Annotated in this window: 14 protein-coding genes and 3 pseudogenes; 3 read left to right on the top strand and 14 right to left on the bottom strand. The window is 73.8% G+C overall.

The window, feature by feature from the left end; translation table 11 throughout:
* Positions 1-70: 70 nt before the first annotated feature.
* Together AB8735_RS01355 and AB8735_RS01350 are read right to left on the bottom strand one after the other, a co-directional pair.
* Positions 71-943, bottom strand: a complete 873-nt coding sequence (locus tag AB8735_RS01355; RefSeq protein ID WP_372404501.1) for a universal stress protein — start codon at positions 941-943, stop codon at positions 71-73.
* Between the two features lie 19 nt (positions 944-962).
* Positions 963-1,397: an Hsp20/alpha crystallin family protein gene (locus tag AB8735_RS01350; RefSeq protein WP_372404500.1), complete on the bottom strand. Its 435-nt coding sequence runs from the start codon at positions 1,395-1,397 to the stop codon at positions 963-965.
* A gap of 222 nt (positions 1,398-1,619) precedes the next feature.
* On the opposite strand from AB8735_RS01350, the gene AB8735_RS01345 reads away from it, so the two are divergent.
* On the top strand, positions 1,620-2,318 hold the full coding sequence (locus tag AB8735_RS01345) for a response regulator (protein ID WP_372404497.1): 699 nt from the start codon (positions 1,620-1,622) through the stop codon (positions 2,316-2,318).
* Positions 2,311-3,336 carry a 2-hydroxyacid dehydrogenase gene (locus AB8735_RS01340; RefSeq protein ID WP_372404496.1) on the top strand — a complete coding sequence of 342 codons (1,026 nt, stop codon included), beginning with the start codon at positions 2,311-2,313 and terminating at the stop codon, positions 3,334-3,336. The genes AB8735_RS01345 and AB8735_RS01340 overlap by 8 nt, the downstream gene beginning before the upstream one ends.
* Positions 3,337-3,341: 5 nt before the next feature.
* Here the strand turns inward: AB8735_RS01340 and AB8735_RS01335 are convergent, their stop codons facing one another.
* From AB8735_RS01335 to AB8735_RS01280, 12 genes and pseudogenes are all read right to left on the bottom strand, one after another.
* A complete protein-coding gene (locus AB8735_RS01335) occupies positions 3,342-3,617 on the bottom strand; it encodes an SHOCT domain-containing protein (protein ID WP_344026409.1) in 276 nt (91 codons plus the stop codon).
* A 235-nt stretch (positions 3,618-3,852) separates the two neighbouring features.
* A pseudogene (locus tag AB8735_RS01330) lies at positions 3,853-4,270 on the bottom strand (GAF domain-containing protein); the annotation flags it as partial.
* 25 nt (positions 4,271-4,295) lie between these two features.
* Positions 4,296-5,003, bottom strand: coding sequence for an AIR synthase-related protein (locus AB8735_RS01325; protein ID WP_372404493.1), 708 nt, complete (start codon positions 5,001-5,003; stop codon positions 4,296-4,298).
* Positions 5,004-5,016: 13 nt separating this feature from the next.
* Positions 5,017-6,108 carry a hydrogenase formation protein HypD gene (gene hypD, locus AB8735_RS01320; protein ID WP_372404491.1) on the bottom strand — a complete coding sequence of 364 codons (1,092 nt, stop codon included), beginning with the start codon at positions 6,106-6,108 and terminating at the stop codon, positions 5,017-5,019.
* A gap of 10 nt (positions 6,109-6,118) precedes the next feature.
* Entirely contained in the window at positions 6,119-7,441 is a 1,323-nt protein-coding gene (locus AB8735_RS01315) for a Ni/Fe hydrogenase subunit alpha (protein WP_372404489.1), read from the bottom strand.
* Positions 7,438-8,220 carry an oxidoreductase gene (locus AB8735_RS01310; protein ID WP_372404487.1) on the bottom strand — a complete coding sequence of 261 codons (783 nt, stop codon included), beginning with the start codon at positions 8,218-8,220 and terminating at the stop codon, positions 7,438-7,440. Before AB8735_RS01310 ends, AB8735_RS01315 begins: the two co-directional genes overlap by 4 nt.
* 1 nt (position 8,221) lies before the next feature.
* On the bottom strand, positions 8,222-9,028 hold the full coding sequence (locus AB8735_RS01305) for an FAD/NAD(P)-binding protein (protein ID WP_372404485.1): 807 nt from the start codon (positions 9,026-9,028) through the stop codon (positions 8,222-8,224).
* The gene (locus tag AB8735_RS01300) at positions 9,025-9,483 is read right to left on the bottom strand and encodes a cyclic nucleotide-binding domain-containing protein (protein ID WP_372404484.1); all 459 of its coding nucleotides are present in this window, start codon (positions 9,481-9,483) and stop codon (positions 9,025-9,027) included. The genes AB8735_RS01305 and AB8735_RS01300 overlap by 4 nt, the downstream gene beginning before the upstream one ends.
* A pseudogene (locus AB8735_RS01295) lies at positions 9,480-10,659 on the bottom strand (4Fe-4S dicluster domain-containing protein). The gene AB8735_RS01300 and the pseudogene AB8735_RS01295 overlap by 4 nt, the downstream one beginning before the upstream one ends.
* 290 nt (positions 10,660-10,949) lie before the next feature.
* Positions 10,950-11,246, bottom strand: coding sequence for a HypC/HybG/HupF family hydrogenase formation chaperone (locus AB8735_RS01290; protein ID WP_372404483.1), 297 nt, complete (start codon positions 11,244-11,246; stop codon positions 10,950-10,952).
* A 7-nt stretch (positions 11,247-11,253) separates the two neighbouring features.
* Positions 11,254-13,578 (bottom strand): carbamoyltransferase HypF, encoded by a 2,325-nt coding sequence (hypF, locus tag AB8735_RS01285; protein ID WP_372404480.1) that lies wholly within the window; start codon positions 13,576-13,578, stop codon positions 11,254-11,256.
* A complete protein-coding gene (locus AB8735_RS01280; RefSeq protein ID WP_372404478.1) occupies positions 13,575-14,090 on the bottom strand; it encodes a hydrogenase maturation protease in 516 nt (171 codons plus the stop codon). Before AB8735_RS01280 ends, hypF begins: the two co-directional genes overlap by 4 nt.
* A gap of 156 nt (positions 14,091-14,246) precedes the next feature.
* On the opposite strand from AB8735_RS01280, the pseudogene AB8735_RS01275 reads away from it, so the two are divergent.
* A pseudogene (locus AB8735_RS01275) lies at positions 14,247-16,654 on the top strand (glycoside hydrolase family 65 protein).
* Positions 16,655-16,707: the final 53 nt, after the last annotated feature.

The following is a 16,707-nucleotide window of genomic DNA, read 5'->3' as shown; positions in this document are numbered from 1 at the left end:
GTGAGCGCGCGGGATGCGACGGTACTGCTCCGACCAGGGCACTCGCCGGTCCGCACGTCGGCCGAATCCCTCAGGGATGCGGCACGACGGCGACCGGGCACGCCGACCGGTGCAGCGCGGCGTGGCTGACGCGGCCCAGCTGGAGACCGAAGCGACCCTGCCGCCCGGGGGACCCGAGGACCAGGAGATCGGCCTCGGCGGAGAGGGCGGGCAGCGCCTTGTGCGCGGGACCTTCCACGGTCGTCAGCCGGACCCCGACCTCGGGGTACTCGGCCTGCGGTTCCTCCAGCGCGTCGGCCAGGAAGACGGAGGCCCGCCGCTCGTGGGCGTACGCGGTGTCGCCCGCCATCGCCACATGCTCCGCCGGGTGCTGCTCGGCGCAGCGCCAGACGCGTACCGCCTGGACCTCGCACCCGCGTGCCGCCGCCTCGCGCAGGGCGAACCGCACGGCGGCCCCCGACTCGTCGGGGCCGCCCACCCCGACGACGACCCGGCCGCACTCGCCCCGTACATTGCGTTCCCCGCCTCGTACCACGGTCACCGGGCAGTGGGCGCACCCGGCCACGGCCAGCCCCACCGAGCCCAGCAGCAGCCCGGCGACGACTCCGCGTCCCGAGGAACCGACGACCAGGGCCGCGGCCTCGTACGAGGCGCGCAGCAGTGCGTCCGCGGGGTCCTCGGGCACCACCACGGGGTGCACCTCGGCATCCGGGGCGCGTTTCCGGGCCCGCTGATCGGTCGAGGCGGCAATGTGCTCGGCCATGACCTCGTCCACGGGCCGTTCGCCGCCGAAGGACGGAACCGCTCCTTCGTAGCGCTCCCACAGGGACGCGTACACGATCCGCAGCGGCAGACCGAGGCGGACCGCCTCGTCCACGGCCCAGTCCAGGGCCGTCAGACTGCCGTCGGACCCGTCGACGCCCACCACCAGGGGACGTTCCATCGTGCCCACCGCCTCGTCCTCAGCCGGTGCGCCGGACGGGGATCGTGCGGGAGGCCGGTGTCTCCTCCGCCGCCCGTGGGACGGTCACGGTGAGGATGCCGGCGCGGTACTCCGCCGTGGGGTCCTCCTCGGGGATCCGGAACGGCAGCCGGACGGACCTCTCGAACGCGCCGTAGCGGAACTCGGAGTGTCGCTTGTCCTCCTTGCTCTCCGTGTGCTCGGCCCGGATGGCCAGGACGTCTCCCTCGACCGAGATCTCGATGTCCTTCTCCGGGTCCAGCCCGGGCAGTTCGGCGCGCAGCACATACTGCTCGCCGCCGTTCGTCACCTCGATCGGGATCACATGGGCGTTCCGGGAGCGCCAGGTCACCGGCCAGTCGGGGAACCCGGACCCCAGCCACTCCATCAGCTCGGGCAAACCCGACCGGTGCCTGGGCATTGGCGTGCCTGCCATGACGCACCTCCCTGTGCGACGCTTCCTCTGCCTCCTCCACGTTCCCGCGCGGCCACGGCACCGTCATGGGCCGTCCGGCCCCCGCGGCCGGGGCCGGGCGGGGCAGCCGTCGTCGTACGTATGGACCGTTCGGCCCACGCCGCGGGAGCGGTCGCGGGAACATGCTGGAAAGCAGTCCCGCCGCAGCGCGTCCGGGAACCGATCATCCGCAGGGAGCAGGTTGTGGATCAGGCAAGGACCTTCTCGCAGGAGCGACCGATCCGGGTGTTCCTGCTGGACGACCACGAGGTCGTGCGGCGGGGCATTCACGACCTGCTGGACGCCGAGGACGACGTCACCGTCGTCGGCGAGGCCGGGACCGTGGAGCGGGCGCTGGCCCGGGGGCCCGCCCTCCGCCCGGACGTCGCCGTGCTGGACGTGCGGCTGCCCGACGGAGACGGGATCACCGTCTGCCGGGAGCTGCGCTCCCATCTGCCGGACCTCGCCTGCCTGATGCTCACGTCCTTCGACGACGACGACGCCCTGCTCGACGCGATCATGGCGGGGGCCGCCGGGTACGTGCTCAAGCAGATCAAGGGCTCCGACCTCGTCGCCGCGGTCCGCACGGTCGCCTCCGGGCAGTCGATGCTCGATCCCTCGACCACGGCCCGGCTGATGAGCAGCCTGCGGGGCGGCGGGGAGGACGCCGAGCCGGAGGACGAGCGGCTGGCCGGTCTGTCGCCGCGCGAGCGCGACATCCTCGCCCTGATCGGCGACGGACTGACGAACCGTCAGATCGGCAAGCAGCTGTTCCTGTCCGAGAAGACGGTCAAGAACCACATCTCGCGCCTGCTCGCCAAACTCGGCGTCGAGCGGCGCATCCAGGCGGCCGTGATCGCCACGGAGGCCGCCGCGCACCACGAGCAGCCGGGGCATGCGTGAGGAGCACAGGATCGTGGAGGGAATCGTCGCCTATGGAGTGACCGCCGACGAACGGCCGCTGCTGGAGCGGGTGTTGGGACGCGACCACGACCTGCGGTGCCTGGACCTCGTCCTCGACGCGGACACCGTGCCGACGGCGGCCGGCCGGAGGATCGTCTGCAGCAGCGTCAACGACGTCCTGGACGCGTGCGTCCTGCGGGCCCTCGCCGAAGGCGGCACCGAGCTGATCACCCAACGGGCCACGGGGTACAACAACATCGACCTGGCCGCGGCCCGGGAACTGGGCCTGGCCGTGTCCCGGGTGTCGTCCTACTCCCCGTACTCCGTCGCCGAGTTCGCGTGGGCCCTCGCCCTGGCGGTCGACCGCAGGATCCCGCGGGCCGTCACCCGCACCCGTGACTTCGACTTCCGCCTCGACGGCCTGATGGGCCGCGACTTCCACGGCCGCACAGCGGGCGTCCTCGGTACCGGAAAGATCGGCGCCGCGTTCGCCCGTATCGCCGCGGGATTCGGGATGCGGCTGCTGGGGCACGACGTGGCGCCGAACGCGGAGTGCGAGGCGCTGGGCATGGAGTACGTCGGCCGTAAGCGCCTGTTCGCCGAGTCCGATCTGCTCAGTCTGCATGCGCCGTTGGTGCCGGACACCTATCACGTCGTCGACGCGGAGGCGCTGGCCCTGATGAAGGACGACGCCATCCTGGTCAACACCAGCCGGGGCGGGCTGCTGGACGCCCACGCGCTGGTCGAGACCCTGCGGGCCGGACGGCTGGACGGCGTCGGGCTGGACGTCTACGAGGAGGAGGCGGGCGTGTTCTTCTTCGACAAGTCGCTGGAGGTCATGACGGACGACGTCCTCGCCCGGCTGATGACCTTCCGGAACGTCCTGATCAGCTCCCACCAGGCGTACTTCACCCGCGACGCGGTCGGCCAGATCGTCCGGGCCACGGCGGACAACATCGCCGACCACCTCGCCGGACGGACCAACGACAACACGCTCGTGCCCGCCGGCGGGTCGTAGGCGGATCACCGCGGCGGTGCGGGAGGGCCGGTGGAGCGCAGCACCTCCAGACGGAGCCGGTACTCCTCCTCGTCGATCTCGCCGCGGGCGAAGCGCTCGGCCAGGATCTGCTCGGCGGACGCCGCGGGGGGAGAGCCCCAGTGGGGGCGCTCGTGGGGCCGGCCGAGGGAGCGGAAGAGCAGCACCAGGGCCCCGATGACCAGGACCCAGAAGAGGATCATGCCGATCGACATGGCGAGCCAGCCCCAGCCGCCGCCGTGGTTCCCGTACCAGAACATCATCGTCGGTCACCTCCGGGCCGGACGGAGGTCCGTCCGGCGTCCTGCTTCCAGCGTCCCGCGGACCGGACCGCAACGTAACGTGCCGCACGGCCCTCACCCTCGCCGTCCGGCCGGGAAACCAGCCGGGGCTCGCCGCCGTGCCCGCGTGCGCGTGCCGGGCGACGTCGGCCAGGGCCTCGCCCAGGGCCGCCACCGCGTCGTCGGCGACCGGGCGCACCTCGGTGTCCAGCAGGCCCTCCACGGTCAGGGAAATGCCGTCCGGAAGAGGCGTGGAGACCGTGGCCAGGTCCGTGCCCGTGATCTCCCTCGCGAGTTCGGCGATCCGTGTGGCGACGCCCGCGGCGACGGCCAGGGCGAAGAGCATCGCCACGTCGTCCTCCCGGAAACCCGTGCCGCCGGGCTTCTCGGTCGGATGGAGATTGCCGAAGACCTGGTCGCGTACCCGGATGGGGACGCCCAGGAAGCTGTGCATCGGCGGGTGGCGGGGCGGGAAGCCGTTGCTCCAGGTCGAGCCCGCGCCCCACCGAGAGCACCGCCTCCAGCAGGCTGTGCACCCGGTCCCGGGTGCCGCGCGCGGCGTTCAGCCGGGCCTGGAGTTCGTCGAGCAGCTCGTCCAGCCTGAGCTGCGGCAGCCGTACCGCGTCCTCTCCCATGCCCTCCACGGCTCCTCCGCCGTCCTCAGCAGATGCGGGGAAGCTGTTCCCCCACGGGCATGTCCATCACGCGGCGGGCGCCGACGGCCGTCCGCAGGACGACGCGTCCGGGATGCCCGCCGGCCGGTGGCACTTCCCCGATCCGCACGGCCTCCCGGCCTTCCGGCAAGGAGCGCAGTACCGCCAGGGCCTCCTCGGCCGCGCCGGGTGCGACGAAGGCGACCATGCAGCCCTCGTTCGCCACGTGCAGGACATCGAGGCCGAGCAGGTCGCAGGCGGCGGCCACCGGTGCCGGCACGGGCAGGGCCTGCTCGTCGATCTCGACCGGCACCCCCGAATCCCGGGCGATCTCGTTGAGCGCCGCCGCGAGCCCGCCCCGTGTGGGGTCGCGCAGGGCGTGGACACCGCTGCCCAGACCGGCGAGCGCGGCCACGGGACGGTGCAGCGGCCGCGCCCCGCGCATCGCCAGGTCGTTGACCGTCCCGTGGACGGCCAGCGAGCCGATGTCGCCGCCGGGGAAGAACAGCGGGCTGACGACGAAGGTGTCCGTGCTCATGACCAGGTGCCCGCTGCCGGGCAGCAGCGCGGCGTCCTCCAGCGGGCCCTCCCGGGGGCCGAAGGACGGCAGGACCAAGGACTCCAGCAGCTCGGCGGTGAGACGTCCGCCGGCCCCGTGGCCGAGGAGCAGCCGTTCGTTCTCCGTGTACGGAACAGGGCATTCGAGGGAGGTCATGAACAACTGCCTTTCATACGGCCGTACGTCCGGCGGCGTGGAAGGCCGCGCAGGTGCCCTCGGCCGACACCATGGGCGCGCCGAGGGGATGGCGGGGGGTGCAGCGGGTGCCGTAGGCGGTGCAGTCGGTCGGCAGCCGGGCGCCGGTGAGGATGCTGCCTGCGATGCACTCGGGGTGTTCGGCCGGGCGCAGGTCCTCGACCTCGTAGCGCCGTGCGGCGTCGAACGCGGCGAATTCCGGGCGGAGTTCGAGACCGCTGCGGGGGAGTGCGCCGATGCCCCGCCAGGCCCGGTCCGTGATCCGGAAGACGCGGGAGACGGCGGACCGTGCCTCGTCGTTGCCCGTCCGGCGCACGGCCCGTACGTACTGGTTCTCGACCTCGGCCCTGCCCTGCTCCAGCTGCCGGACGGTCATCAGGATGCCCTCCAGCAGGTCGAGGGGTTCGAACCCCGTGACCACGACGGGGACTTCGTACCGGGCGGCGATGGGTTCGTACGCGGTCCAGCCCATCACCGCGCACACGTGCCCGGCCGCCAGGAACGCCTGGACCCCGCACTCGGGGGAGTCCAGCAGCGCCGTCATCGCGGGCGGTACGAGGACGTGGCTGACCAGCATCGAGAAGTTCCGCAGCCCGAGGCGGGCGGCGTGCAGGACGGCCATGGCGTTGGCCGGCGCCGTCGTCTCGAAGCCCACGGCGAGGAAGACGACTTCGGACCGCGGGTGCTCCTCGGCGAGCCGCACGGCGTCCATGGGGGAGTAGACGACGCGCACGTCCGCGCCGCGCGCCCGCAGGGCGAGCAGGTCGGTGCGCGAGCCGGGGACGCGCAGCATGTCGCCGAAGCTGGTGAGGATCACGCCCGGGCGGGCGGCGACGGCCATGGCGCGGTCGAGGGTCTCCAGCGGGGTGACGCAGACCGGGCAGCCGGGGCCGTGCACCATCCGCATGCCGGCGGGCAGGAGTTCGTCGATGCCCTGGCGGACGAGGGTGCGGGTCTGGCCGCCGCAGACCTCCATGATCTGCCAGGGGCGGGTGGCGGTGCGGTGCAGTTCGTCCAGCAGCCGACGGGCGAGCCGGGGATCGCGGTACTCGTCGAGGTATTTCACGTAGCGTGCCTCACGCTCGGTCGACGGTCAGGTCGAGGAAGTGGGCCGAGCAGGAGATGCACGGATCGTGGTTGCGGACGGCCCGTTCGCACAGCCGGGTCAACTCGGCATCGGTGGCGTCCCCGGCGGTCAGCCGGTCCTGGACGATCCGGCGCAGGTCCTCCTCGATGGCGCCCTGGTTCTGCGAGGTGGGCGGGACCAGACGGGCGTCCGTGACGATCCCGTCGGCGTCCAGGACGTAGCGGTGATAGAGGGTGCCGCGCGGGGCCTCGGTCGCCCCGTGGCCGGTACCGGACCGCGGCGGCACGTCCACAGCGGGGCGGGGCGGCGGCTCGTAGGCATCGATCAGGCGCAGGGCCTCCTCGACCGCGTACAGCACCTCCACGGCGCGGACGACGATGCTGCGGAAGGGGTTGCGGCACAGGCTGTCGAGGCCCGCGTCCCGGGCGGCCTCCCGGACGGACGGCGGCAGCAGATGGCCGCTGATGGCCCAGCGGGCCAGGGAGCCCGTCAGGTGCCGGCGGCCGTCGAGCCGGGCCTGCAGCGCGGTGGAGTACGGCACTTGCTCCTCCATCACGTGGGCGGTGAAGTCCTGGACGGGGAAGGTGCGTAGCGCGGCTCCGTCGCCATGGGGGAGGACGGTGGGGGTGCCGCCGGCGATGGCGTAGGTGTCCGGCTCGGCCAGGGCGAACAGGTCGGCGTCGCACTCGGCGTCGGGGAAGTCGAAGCCCGCCACCCAACGGACCGTCTCCCGCGCGTCGTCGCGGGCGCGGCGCAACCGCTCGGCGAGCGGCCGGAGTTCGGCCCGGGTCGGGGTCCGGTGGAAGCCGCCGACGCGGACGTTGACCGGGTGGATCGCGCGGCCGCCGAGGAGTTCCATGATGGAGTTGCCCGCCTGCTTCAGGCGCAGGCCGCGTTCGACGTCCGCCCGCCGGTCGCGGGCGAGGTGGATCGCGCTCTCGTAACCGAGGAAGTCGGGGGCGTGCAGCAGATGGATGTGAAGGGTCTGGCTCTCGATCCACTCGCCGCAGTACAGCAGGCGGCGCAGCGCGGCCAGTTGGCCGTCGACGGTGACCCCGCAGGCGTCCTCGATCGCCCGGCAGGAGCTCATCTGATACGCGACCGGGCAGATGCCGCAGACCCGGGAGGTGATGTCGGGCGGCTCGGTGTGGCGGCGGCCGCGCAGGAACGCCTCGAAGAAGCGCGGCGGTTCGTAGATCTCCAGCCGGGCGGCGGTGACGGTGCCGCCGTCCACGCTCAGCCGCAGGGCTCCTTCCCCCTCGACGCGGGCGAGGGAGCCGACGTGCAGGACGCGTGAGCCACGGTGCGTCATGACGGTCCCGTCTCCTGCTCGATCGCCGCGAACTTCGCCGTGTTGAAGGTGTGCAGGACGCGCAGGACGTCCTCGTCGCTCATGCCGTCGCTGCGCAGCAGGGGGATCATCGCGGGCAGGTTCGGCGAGCCGGACGGGCCGAAGCAGCCGTAGCAGCCCCGCCCGTAGGACGGGCAGAGGGCGCCGCAGCCGGCGTGCGTCACCGGCCCGAGGCAGGGCGTGCCCCGGGCGACGGTGACGCAGGGGATGCCGCGCCGCTTGCAGGCGAAACAGACGCTGTGCCGGGGGATATCCGGTTTGCGTCCGGAGAGGAAGGCGGTGATCACCTCCAGCAGCTGTCCGCGGTCGATGGGGCAGCCCTGGAGTTCGAGGTCGACGGGGACATGCGCCGCGATGGGGGTGGACGTGGCGAGCGTCTCGACGTACTCCGGCCGCGCGTAGACGATCGCGCGGAACTCCTCGACGTCCGCGAAGTTGCGCAGTGCCTGGACGCCCCCTGCCGTGGCGCAGGCGCCGATGGTGACCAGGTGGCGGGACTCCGCGCGGACGCGGCGGATGCGCTCGGCGTCCTCGGCCGTGGTGACCGATCCCTCGACCAGGGACAGGTCGTACGGGCCGGGCTCGACCGCGCCGGACGCCTCCAGGAAGTGGGCGATGTCCACCTGCGCGGCGAGCCCGAGGAGTTCGTCCTCGCAGTCGAGCAGGGTGAGCTGACAGCCGTCGCAGGAGGCGAACTTGAAGACACCGAGTCGGGGGCGCCGTGCCGTATGGGTGTCCATCTCATAGCTCCCTTACGGCGAGCAGCGGTTCGGCGCGGTCGTAGCCGACGACGGGGCCGTCCCGGCACAGCAGCAGCGGCCCGAGCTGGCAGTGGCCGCAATGGGCGGTGGCGCAGCGCATGTTGTGCTCCAGGGAGACCAGGACGCGGTCGGCGCGCAGGCCGCGGGCCAGCAGGTCGCGGGCGGTCGCGCGGATCATCACCTCGGGGCCGCAGACGAAGGCGGTGGTCTCCGGCGGGGAGAACAGCGCCTCGTCGAGCAGGGCGGTGACCACGCCGACCCGGCCGTGCCAGCCGGGGCCGGGGCGGTCCACGACGACGCCGCAGTACGGGTGGTTCCAGTCGGCGAGTTCGTCGCGGTAGAGGAGGTCGTCCGGGCTGCGGGCGCCGACCAGGACGTTCAGCCGCCCGAACGTCCGCGGGGCGGCCAGGGCGGCCAGGACGAGGGGACGCAGGGGAGCGAGCCCGATGCCGCCCGCGACGACGAGCAGGTCGTCGCCCGCGGCCAGGGGCAGGTCCCAGCCGGTGCCGAACGGCCCGCGCATCCCGACCGTCGCGCCGGGACGCAGGGCGTACAGCGCCCGGGAGACCGCGCCGACGCCCCGGATCGTGTGCAGCAGGCCGCCGTCGGGGAGGATGCCGGCCACGGAGACGGGGATCTCGCCCACGCCGAACGCGTAGACCATCGCGAACTGCCCGGCGGCGAACGGCGGAAGCGCCTCGCCCACCGGCTCCAGGCGGACCGTGACGGTGTCGGACGTCTCGGGGCGGGCGTCCGTCACGCGGTAGGGGAGGGGGACGGCGGTCATCGCGGTCCCCCGCTCCCGGCCGGGCCGTACAGGTCGAGGAGCCGGGTGCGGGCGGCGCGCAGGCGTCTGCCGATGGTCTCGGCGGTGTACAGGAGGAGCGCGTGGTCGAGTTCCGGGTCGTGCGCACACAGCTCGCGGACCCGCTCGACATCGAATTCCCAGGCGCGCACCGGGCTGGTGGCCTCGGCTCCCAGGTGCCACTGCCGTGGCGCGAACAGCCAGGACCAGCCGAGGAGTTCGCCCGCCCCGACGGTCTCGATGACGGCGGGGCGGCGGCCGGGCACGTGCAGGTCGAGGGCGACCGTACCGGTGTGCAGGATCCAGAGCCGGTCGGCGTGGCCGCCCTCCTCGAAGATCCGGGTGCCGCCGGGGAAGGACACCTCGCGGGAGAGCGCCAGCAGTGCCTCGCGGCGGCCCTCGGGAAGGGCGCCGAAGACGCCGGGCCTGGCCGTCATGAGGGCTCCTCCCGCGGCGCCGTGCCCTGGGCGAGGGCCTCCTGGTGGAGGGCGTGGGCCTCCTCGGTGATGTCGATGCCGACCGGGCACCACACGATGCACCGGCCGCAGCCCACACAGCCGGAACTGCCGAACTGGTCGTACCAGGTGCCCAGTTTGTGGGTGAGCCACTGACGGTAGCGGCTCCGCCCGGACTCCCGGACCGGGCCGCCGTGCAGCTGGGAGAAGTCGAGGTCGTAGCAGGAGTCCCAACGGCTCCACCGCTCGGCGTGGTCACCGGCGAGGTCGGTGACGTCCTCCGTGGTGGTGCAGAAGCACGTCGGGCAGGCCATCGTGCAGTTGCCGCAGGTCAGGCAGCGGGCGGCGACGTCGTTCCAGCGCTCGGCGTCCATCGTGCCCGCGAGCAGGGCCCGGAGGTCCGTCGGCGGCATGGTGCGGCCCATGCGGCCCGCGGCCGCCTCGACCGCCTCCGCCGCCGTGGTGCGCGTGGCGGGATCGGCGGCCCGGCGCGGCAACTCGTCCAGCACCTCGGCCCCTTCGGCCGTTCCGGCCCGGGCCAGGAAGCGGTGCCCGGCGTCGTCCACGACCTCGGTCATCGCGATGTCGTAGCCGGGACCGGCGGACGGGCCGGTCCCCATGGAGACGCAGAAGCACGTCGCACCGGGCTCGGTGCACTCCACGGCGATCAGGAAGGCGCCCGTGCGCCGGGCCCGGTAGGCGTCGTCCTTGTGCCGTCCGCCGGTCAGCACCCGGTCCTGGACGGCGATGGCGCGCAGGTCGCAGGGGCGCACGCCCAGGAAGGCGTACGAGGCGGGGTCGTGCCGCTCGGCGCGCACGGTGAGTCCGCCGTCGGGGCCGCGGTCGGCGGTCCACTGGCGCACCCGCTGCGGGAGCAGGAAGTTCTTCCAGGACTGCGGCCCGGCGCTGTGCGCGAAGGCCGCCCCGTCCGTGCGCCGGACCAGCCGGTAATGGCCGCCCTCCAGCTCCACCCCCCCAGCCGTAGGGCAGCTCGTCCGCGGATTCCAGCTCGGCCAGGACGATGGCACTGTCCCGGGCCGTGGGGCCGACCACCGTGCGGCCGCGGGCGCGGAGGACGCGGACGAGCGCGTCGATCCCGGTGCGGTCGAGCACGCAGAACGTGTCCTCGGGATCGCGTGTCGCGGTGGCGGAAGCCATGGTCCTCCTGTCCGGGCGTACGGCCGTACGGCGCGGCGGACCGGCGGATCAGTCGTCGGCGAGGCCGAGCAGCGTCTGCTCGGCGGGCCTCGCCGGCCGCGCGTCGTCCACCCGGTAGGCCAACTGCCCGACCACCGACGTCGATCCGCTCCGTCAGCTGCAGCAGCACCGGAATCTCGCTGCGCCGCTCCAGCCGCCCCTTCAGCGTGACCACACCGTCGACGACATGCACGTCGAGAGTGGCGGGACTGAGCCACATGGTGCCCCGTCGTCCGCGCCGGTGCCGCCGGTCATACGTCCCGGCACCGCCGCGGCCGCCCCGTTCGCGCCGCCGGCAGCGGCTCACCGAGCTCGCCCTCCACCGCGTCCGCCATGGCCCGCAGCACGTCCAGGGTGCGCTGCGCCTCGGCCTCGTCGACCGTGGTGATCGCGAATCCGACGTGGACCACGACATACGTGCCGACGTCCGCCTCGGGCGTGTACGCCAGGCACGCCTCGCGGCGGACGCCGCCGAAGTCGACCGTCGCCATGCGCAGACCGGCACGGTCGTGGATCTCCAGAACTCTCCCCGGGATGCCCAGGCACATCGCGCACTCACCCTCCTCGTCGGAGACGGGCCGCGGCCACGGCGGCCTGCCCGTAGCTGATGCCGCCGTCGTTGACCGGGACCGCGCTGTTCACGAGGACGTGAAGTCCCTGTTGCCGCAGCAGTGTTCCGGTCTCCGCGAGCAGCCGGGCGTTCTGGAAGCAGCCGCCGGACAGGCACACGGTGCGTGGGGCACCCGCCCGGACGACCCGTTCGACGAGGGTGGCGGTCACTTCGGCGACCGTGCGGTGGAATGAAGCCGCGAGCCGGGCCGGACGCCCGCCGTCGCAGGCCCCTTCGAGCAGGGCGACGAGCGTCGGCACCGGGTCGTACACCCACAGCCCGCCGACGGACACCACCCGCCAGGGCAGCGCCTCGGCCGGCCCGCCGCCCGCGGCCGTCTCCAGGGCAACGGCCGCCTGTCCCTCGTACGTTGCGTCGTCGCACAGGCCGAGCAGACTCGCCGCGGCGTCGAACAGCCGCCCGGCGCTGGAGGCGCGCGGGCAGTTGACATCCCGTTCGACCATCGTCCGTACCACGCGCACCTCTTGAGGGTCGAGGCGCCGCTCGAACCGCCGTACCAGGGCCGCGCCCGGAAGCGGTGTGCCCAGGCGCTCGGCGCCGTGGAGGCAGCCCAGCGCCGTACGGGCGGGGCGGCGCACGGCCGCCGCCCCTCCGGGCAGGGGGACGGTGCCGAAGCGTGCCACCCTGCGGTACCGGGTCAGGTCGGCGACGAGGATCTCCCCGCCCCACAGAGTGCCGTCGTCACCGAGTCCCAGCCCGTCGTAGGCGATCCCCAAGTACGGCCCCTGGAGGCCGTGTTCGGCGGCGCAGCCCGCGACGTGCGCGTGGTGGTGCTGCACGGCGATCCGCCGCCGCGCCGGGAGTGAACGGGCCCACTGGGTGGACAGGTACCCCGGGTGCAGGTCGTGCGCCACGACCTCCGGCTCGATGCCGGTCAGGCGGGTCAGGCCGGCGTACGACTCCGCGAACGCGTCGAGCGTGGCGGCGTCCGCCAAGTCCCCGGTGTGCGGCCCCAGGACGGCCCGTGCGCCCTCCGCCAGGGCGAACGTGTGCTTCAGCTGAGCCCCGGCCGCCACCACCGGCACGGGAGCGGCCACGGGCAGCGGCAGGGGCGCGGGCGCGAGCCCCCGGGCGCGGCGGAGGGTCAGTACCGTCCGCCCCGCCGGGCGCAGCACCGAGTCGTCGTACCGCGCGCGGATCGGCCGGTCGTGGGAGAGGAAGCCGTCGGCGACGGCGGCCAGCGCGGCCCGCGCCTCGGCGTCGCCGGTCGCGATGGGCTCGCCCGAGAGGTTGCCGCTGGTGACGACGAGCGGGCGGGCGAGATCGTGGAGCAGCAGGTGGTGCAGGCCCGTGGTGGGCAGGAAGAGGCCGATGAGTCCGGTGCCCGGGTGGACTTCCCGTACGACACCGGTCCGGCGGCGCGCGGGCAGCAGGACGACCGGACGGGCGGGCGAGGTCAGTGCGCCGACCGCGGCGCGCGGCACGCGGGCCAGCCGCCGTACGTCCGCCGGGCCGCGCACCATGACGGCGAACGGCTTGACCGGCCGCCGTTTGCGTTCCCGCAGCCGGGCGACGGCCCGGGCGTCGGTGGCGTCGCATACCAACTGGTAGCCGCCGAGCCCCTTGACCGCCACGACGGCGCCGTCCGCCACCGCCGCCACGGCCGCGCCGAGCGCCGCCTCCCCGGCGAGCCCGCCCCAGGACAGCCGCGGGCCGCAGTCCGCGCAGGCGACGGGCTCGGCGTGGAAGCGCCGGTCGGCCGGGTCCGCGTACTCGGCGGCGCACGGCGCGCACAGCGCGAAGTGCCGCATGGTGGTCCGCTCGCGGTCGTACGGCAGATCCTCGACGACGGTGGCGCGCGGGCCGCAGTCGGCGCAGTTGACGAACGGGTAGCGGTGGCGGCGGTCGCCCGGGTCGAAGAGTTCGCGCACGCACGCCGCGCAGGTGGCGGCGTCCGGCGGAACCTCCCGGGGGCCGCTGTGCCGTGGTGCCCCGGTGCTGGGACGTACGGCGAATCCGGAGCCGGGGGCCGGGAGCGGTCCGGCCAGCGGTGCCGCCGTCAGGCGCCGCACCTCGGCGAGCGGCGGTCCGCCGTCCCGGAGCAGACCGACGAGCGCGTCCAGCGCGGTGGGCGGCCCGGCCACCAGCACCTCGACGTGTCCCCCGGCGTTGATCACCCACCCGTCGAGCCCCAGACCCGTGGCGGTGCGGTGGACGAAGGGGCGGTACCCCACTCCCTGGACCCGGCCGGACACCGTGATCAGCCGCGCCTCGCGCACCGTGCCCGGAGGGGCGGCCCGTCCGCTCACGGCTCCGGGTCCGCGCCGCGGGCGGCCGCGTCGCGATGCCGTGCGATGTCCGCCTCGACGCGCTCCGCGAGCGGGTCCACCGCCGCCGCCACCGCCTCCGTGAGGCCCGTCCCCAGGGAACGGTCGGCGCCCTCGACCGCGTACACGATCAGGTGCCCGGGCATCCGGCCGAGCGCCCGGGCCAGTTCCACGGCTTCCCCGAGGCCGAGACTGTGCGTGCTGGCGGCGCCCGTGTGCCGGGCCGCCCGCTGGTCCAGATCCACGCGGTGCACCCGCCCCGGGTGTCCCGGGTGCGCATGCGCGGCATCCACGACCACGGCCAGCTCCGTGCCCTCCCACAGCCCGATCAGCCGGCCCGGGTCGCCGTCGCTCGACGCGAGCGCGGCCCCCGGCGGCAGCGGGCGGTCCGACGCGCGCTCCCGCAGCCGGGCGACGACGGCGGGGCCGACGCCGTCGTCCCGCCGGAACTCGTTGCCGACTCCGATCACCGCGATGCGCGGGGATTCCGTCATCGCTCACTCCCTGGTCCGGGGCATTCCTTCCGATGATCGCCGGAGCGGGCCGGGCCCGCGGGCCCGGGCGCGTCCGTACGGGGCACGGGGGCGCCGCGGTGGCTGTTCTCCCCGGACGGAGGTTTCCTGAACGGGAGAACGGAGGCGAGGACGGCCATGCCCGAGTGGACCTGGGAGTACACGGGCTACGATCCCGCCACCGAGGGATTGCGCGAAGCCCTGTGCACGCTCGGCAACGGCTGCTTCGCCACCCGGGGGGGGCGGCCCCCGAGAGCGCCGCCGGACACGGGCACTACCCGGGCACCTACGCGGCCGGCTGCTACGACCGCCTGGTCTCGACGGTGGCCGGCCGCGACGTCGAGAACGAGGACGTCGTCAACCTCCCGAACTGGCTGCCCCTGCGCTTCCGTCCGCTTCCCGACGACGGCCCGCCCGGTCCCTGGGCCTCGATGGACGACGGCGGGTTCCTCGATCACCGGCTGCTCCTGCGGCTGCGGCACGGGACGCTGACCCGGACCTTCCGGTACCGGGCCGCCGACGGCCGGGTGCTCGGTGTCGAACAGCACCGGCTGGTCCATATGGGGGACCCGCACATCGGAGCCCTGCGCACCGTCTTTACTCCTGAGGGCTGGACCGGGCGGATCGAGGTGGAATCCGGCCTCGACGGCACCGTCGTCAACGCCAACGTGCCCCGCTACCGTGCCCTCGACGGCCGCCACCTCACGGCGTTCCGCACCGGCACCGCCGGGCCGGACCTGGTCTGGCTGCGCTGCCGCACCAGGACGTCCGACATCGGCATCGCCCTCGCCCAGCGCACCACCGTCACCGGCGGCGAACCGGCGGCCGCGCACCGGGAGGCGTCCGGCCGCCACGCCGCCCACCGTCTCCAACTGGCCCTGTCCGACGGCCGGTCCGTCACCGTGGACAAGACGGTCGCCCTGCACACCTCCCACGACCGCGCGATCAGCGACCCGTTCACCGCGGCCGTCGAACGGGCGGCCGCGGCCCCCGACTTCCGGGAACTCCTGCGGACGCACGCCGTCGCCTGGGAGCACCTGTGGCGCCGTGCGGACATCCGGTTGCCGGGGGAGGCGGGCCGGGTCCTGCGCCTGCACGTCTTCCACGTGCTGCAGACGCTCTCCCCGCACACGACGGACCTGGACGTGGGAGTGCCCGCCCGGGGGCTGCACGGCGAGGCGTACCGGGGCCACGTCTTCTGGGACGAGCTGTTCGTCCTGCCCTACCTGAACCTGCACTTCCCCGAGGTGTCCCGGGCCTTGATCGACTACCGCCACCGGCGCCTGCCCAAGGCCCTCCTGGCCGCACGGCAGGAGGGCCGGGCCGGGGCGCGGTACCCCTGGCAGAGTGGCAGCGACGGCCGCGACGAGACCCAGACACTGCACCTCAACCCCCGCTCCGGCCGCTGGGTCCCGGACCGTTCCCGGCTCCAGCACCACGTGGGCTCCGCCGTCGCGTACAACGTGTGGCAGTACTGCCAGGCGACCGGAGATGTGAAGTACCTGCACACCAAGGGCGCGGACATGCTGCTGCAGATCGCCCGCTTCTGGGCCGGCAGCGCCGTCCTCGACCCCGCGAGCGGCCGTTACCGCATCCGCGGGGTCGTCGGCCCCGACGAATACCACGACGCCTACCCGGATTCCGGGGCCCCCGGCATCGACGACAACGCCTACACCAACGTCACCGCCGCATGGGTCCTCACCCGCGCACTGGACCTGGTCCGGAGCCTGCCCGACCGGCGCCGCCAGGAGCTCTTCGAGCGCGAGACCCTGGACGCGGAGGAGCTCGCGCTCTGGGAGGAGATCGCCCATCGCCTGCACGTGCCCTTCCACCGGGGCGTCATCGGCCAGTTCGAGGGCTACGGGGAGCTGGCCGAGCTGGACTGGGACGGCTACCGCGAACGGTACGGCGACATCCGGCGGCTGGACCGGATCCTGGAGGCCGAGGGCGACACGGTCAACCGGTACCAGGCGTCGAAGCAGGCGGACGTGCTGATGCTCGGCTACCTCTTCTCGCCCGCCGAACTGTCCGCGATCCTCCGGCAGTTGGGCCATCGGCTCACCGATGAGACATGGCGCCGCACCGTCGACCACTACCTCCGGCGCACCAGCCACGGTTCGACCCTCAGCAGCCTGGTCCACGGCTGGGTGCTGGCCCGCGCCCGCCGCGCCGACGCCTGGCGGTACTGCCGGGAGGCGCTGGAGGAGGACGTCGCGGACGTCCAGGGCGGCACCACCGCCGAAGGCATCCATCTCGGCGCGATGGCCGGCACCCTGGATCTGGTGCAGCGCGGCCTCACCGGCCTGGAGACCCGCGGGGACGCCCTCTGGATCGATCCGGTGGAGATCCCCGGGCTCTCCGAGTTCGGCTTCACCCTCCGCTACCGGGGGCACTGGGGCATCGGGGTACGTCTGTGCGGCGACCAACTGACCGTCAGCGTCCCGGACTCGGAGGAATCTGCGCTCCGGATCGTGCTCGAAGGGCGTCCGCTCACCGTCTCTCCCGGGGAGACGCGCACCTTTGTGCCGGGGCATGACGGACGCTGATCCGTCGGCCGCCGCGGCTTTGCCGGCACCGGGATCCACGGGCGCCGCATCGG

Origin of the sequence: Streptomyces luteireticuli (assembly GCF_041519305.1) — a bacterium.
Classification (GTDB): Bacteria; Actinomycetota; Actinomycetes; order Streptomycetales; family Streptomycetaceae; genus Streptomyces; species Streptomyces luteireticuli.
This window is presented reverse-complemented; position numbering and strand designations above follow the sequence as displayed.

What these genes read in the sequence shown, in the direction of transcription:
- AB8735_RS01300 (WP_372404484.1), bottom strand. Translation starts at nt 9,483, where the DNA reads ATGACGGCCAGGCCCGGCGTCTTCGGCGCCCTTCCCGAGGGCCGCCGC.
- AB8735_RS01290 (WP_372404483.1), bottom strand. Translation starts at nt 11,246, where the DNA reads ATGTGCCTGGGCATCCCGGGGAGAGTTCTGGAGATCCACGACCGTGCC.
- AB8735_RS01350 (WP_372404500.1), bottom strand. Translation starts at nt 1,397, where the DNA reads ATGGCAGGCACGCCAATGCCCAGGCACCGGTCGGGTTTGCCCGAGCTG.
- AB8735_RS01340 (WP_372404496.1), top strand. Translation starts at nt 2,311, where the DNA reads ATGCGTGAGGAGCACAGGATCGTGGAGGGAATCGTCGCCTATGGAGTG.
- AB8735_RS01280 (WP_372404478.1), bottom strand. Translation starts at nt 14,090, where the DNA reads ATGACGGAATCCCCGCGCATCGCGGTGATCGGAGTCGGCAACGAGTTC.
- AB8735_RS01315 (WP_372404489.1), bottom strand. Translation starts at nt 7,441, where the DNA reads ATGACGCACCGTGGCTCACGCGTCCTGCACGTCGGCTCCCTCGCCCGC.
- AB8735_RS01325 (WP_372404493.1), bottom strand. Translation starts at nt 5,003, where the DNA reads ATGACCTCCCTCGAATGCCCTGTTCCGTACACGGAGAACGAACGGCTG.
- AB8735_RS01335 (WP_344026409.1), bottom strand. Translation starts at nt 3,617, where the DNA reads ATGATGTTCTGGTACGGGAACCACGGCGGCGGCTGGGGCTGGCTCGCC.
- AB8735_RS01310 (WP_372404487.1), bottom strand. Translation starts at nt 8,220, where the DNA reads ATGGACACCCATACGGCACGGCGCCCCCGACTCGGTGTCTTCAAGTTC.
- AB8735_RS01355 (WP_372404501.1), bottom strand. Translation starts at nt 943, where the DNA reads ATGGAACGTCCCCTGGTGGTGGGCGTCGACGGGTCCGACGGCAGTCTG.
- AB8735_RS01305 (WP_372404485.1), bottom strand. Translation starts at nt 9,028, where the DNA reads ATGACCGCCGTCCCCCTCCCCTACCGCGTGACGGACGCCCGCCCCGAG.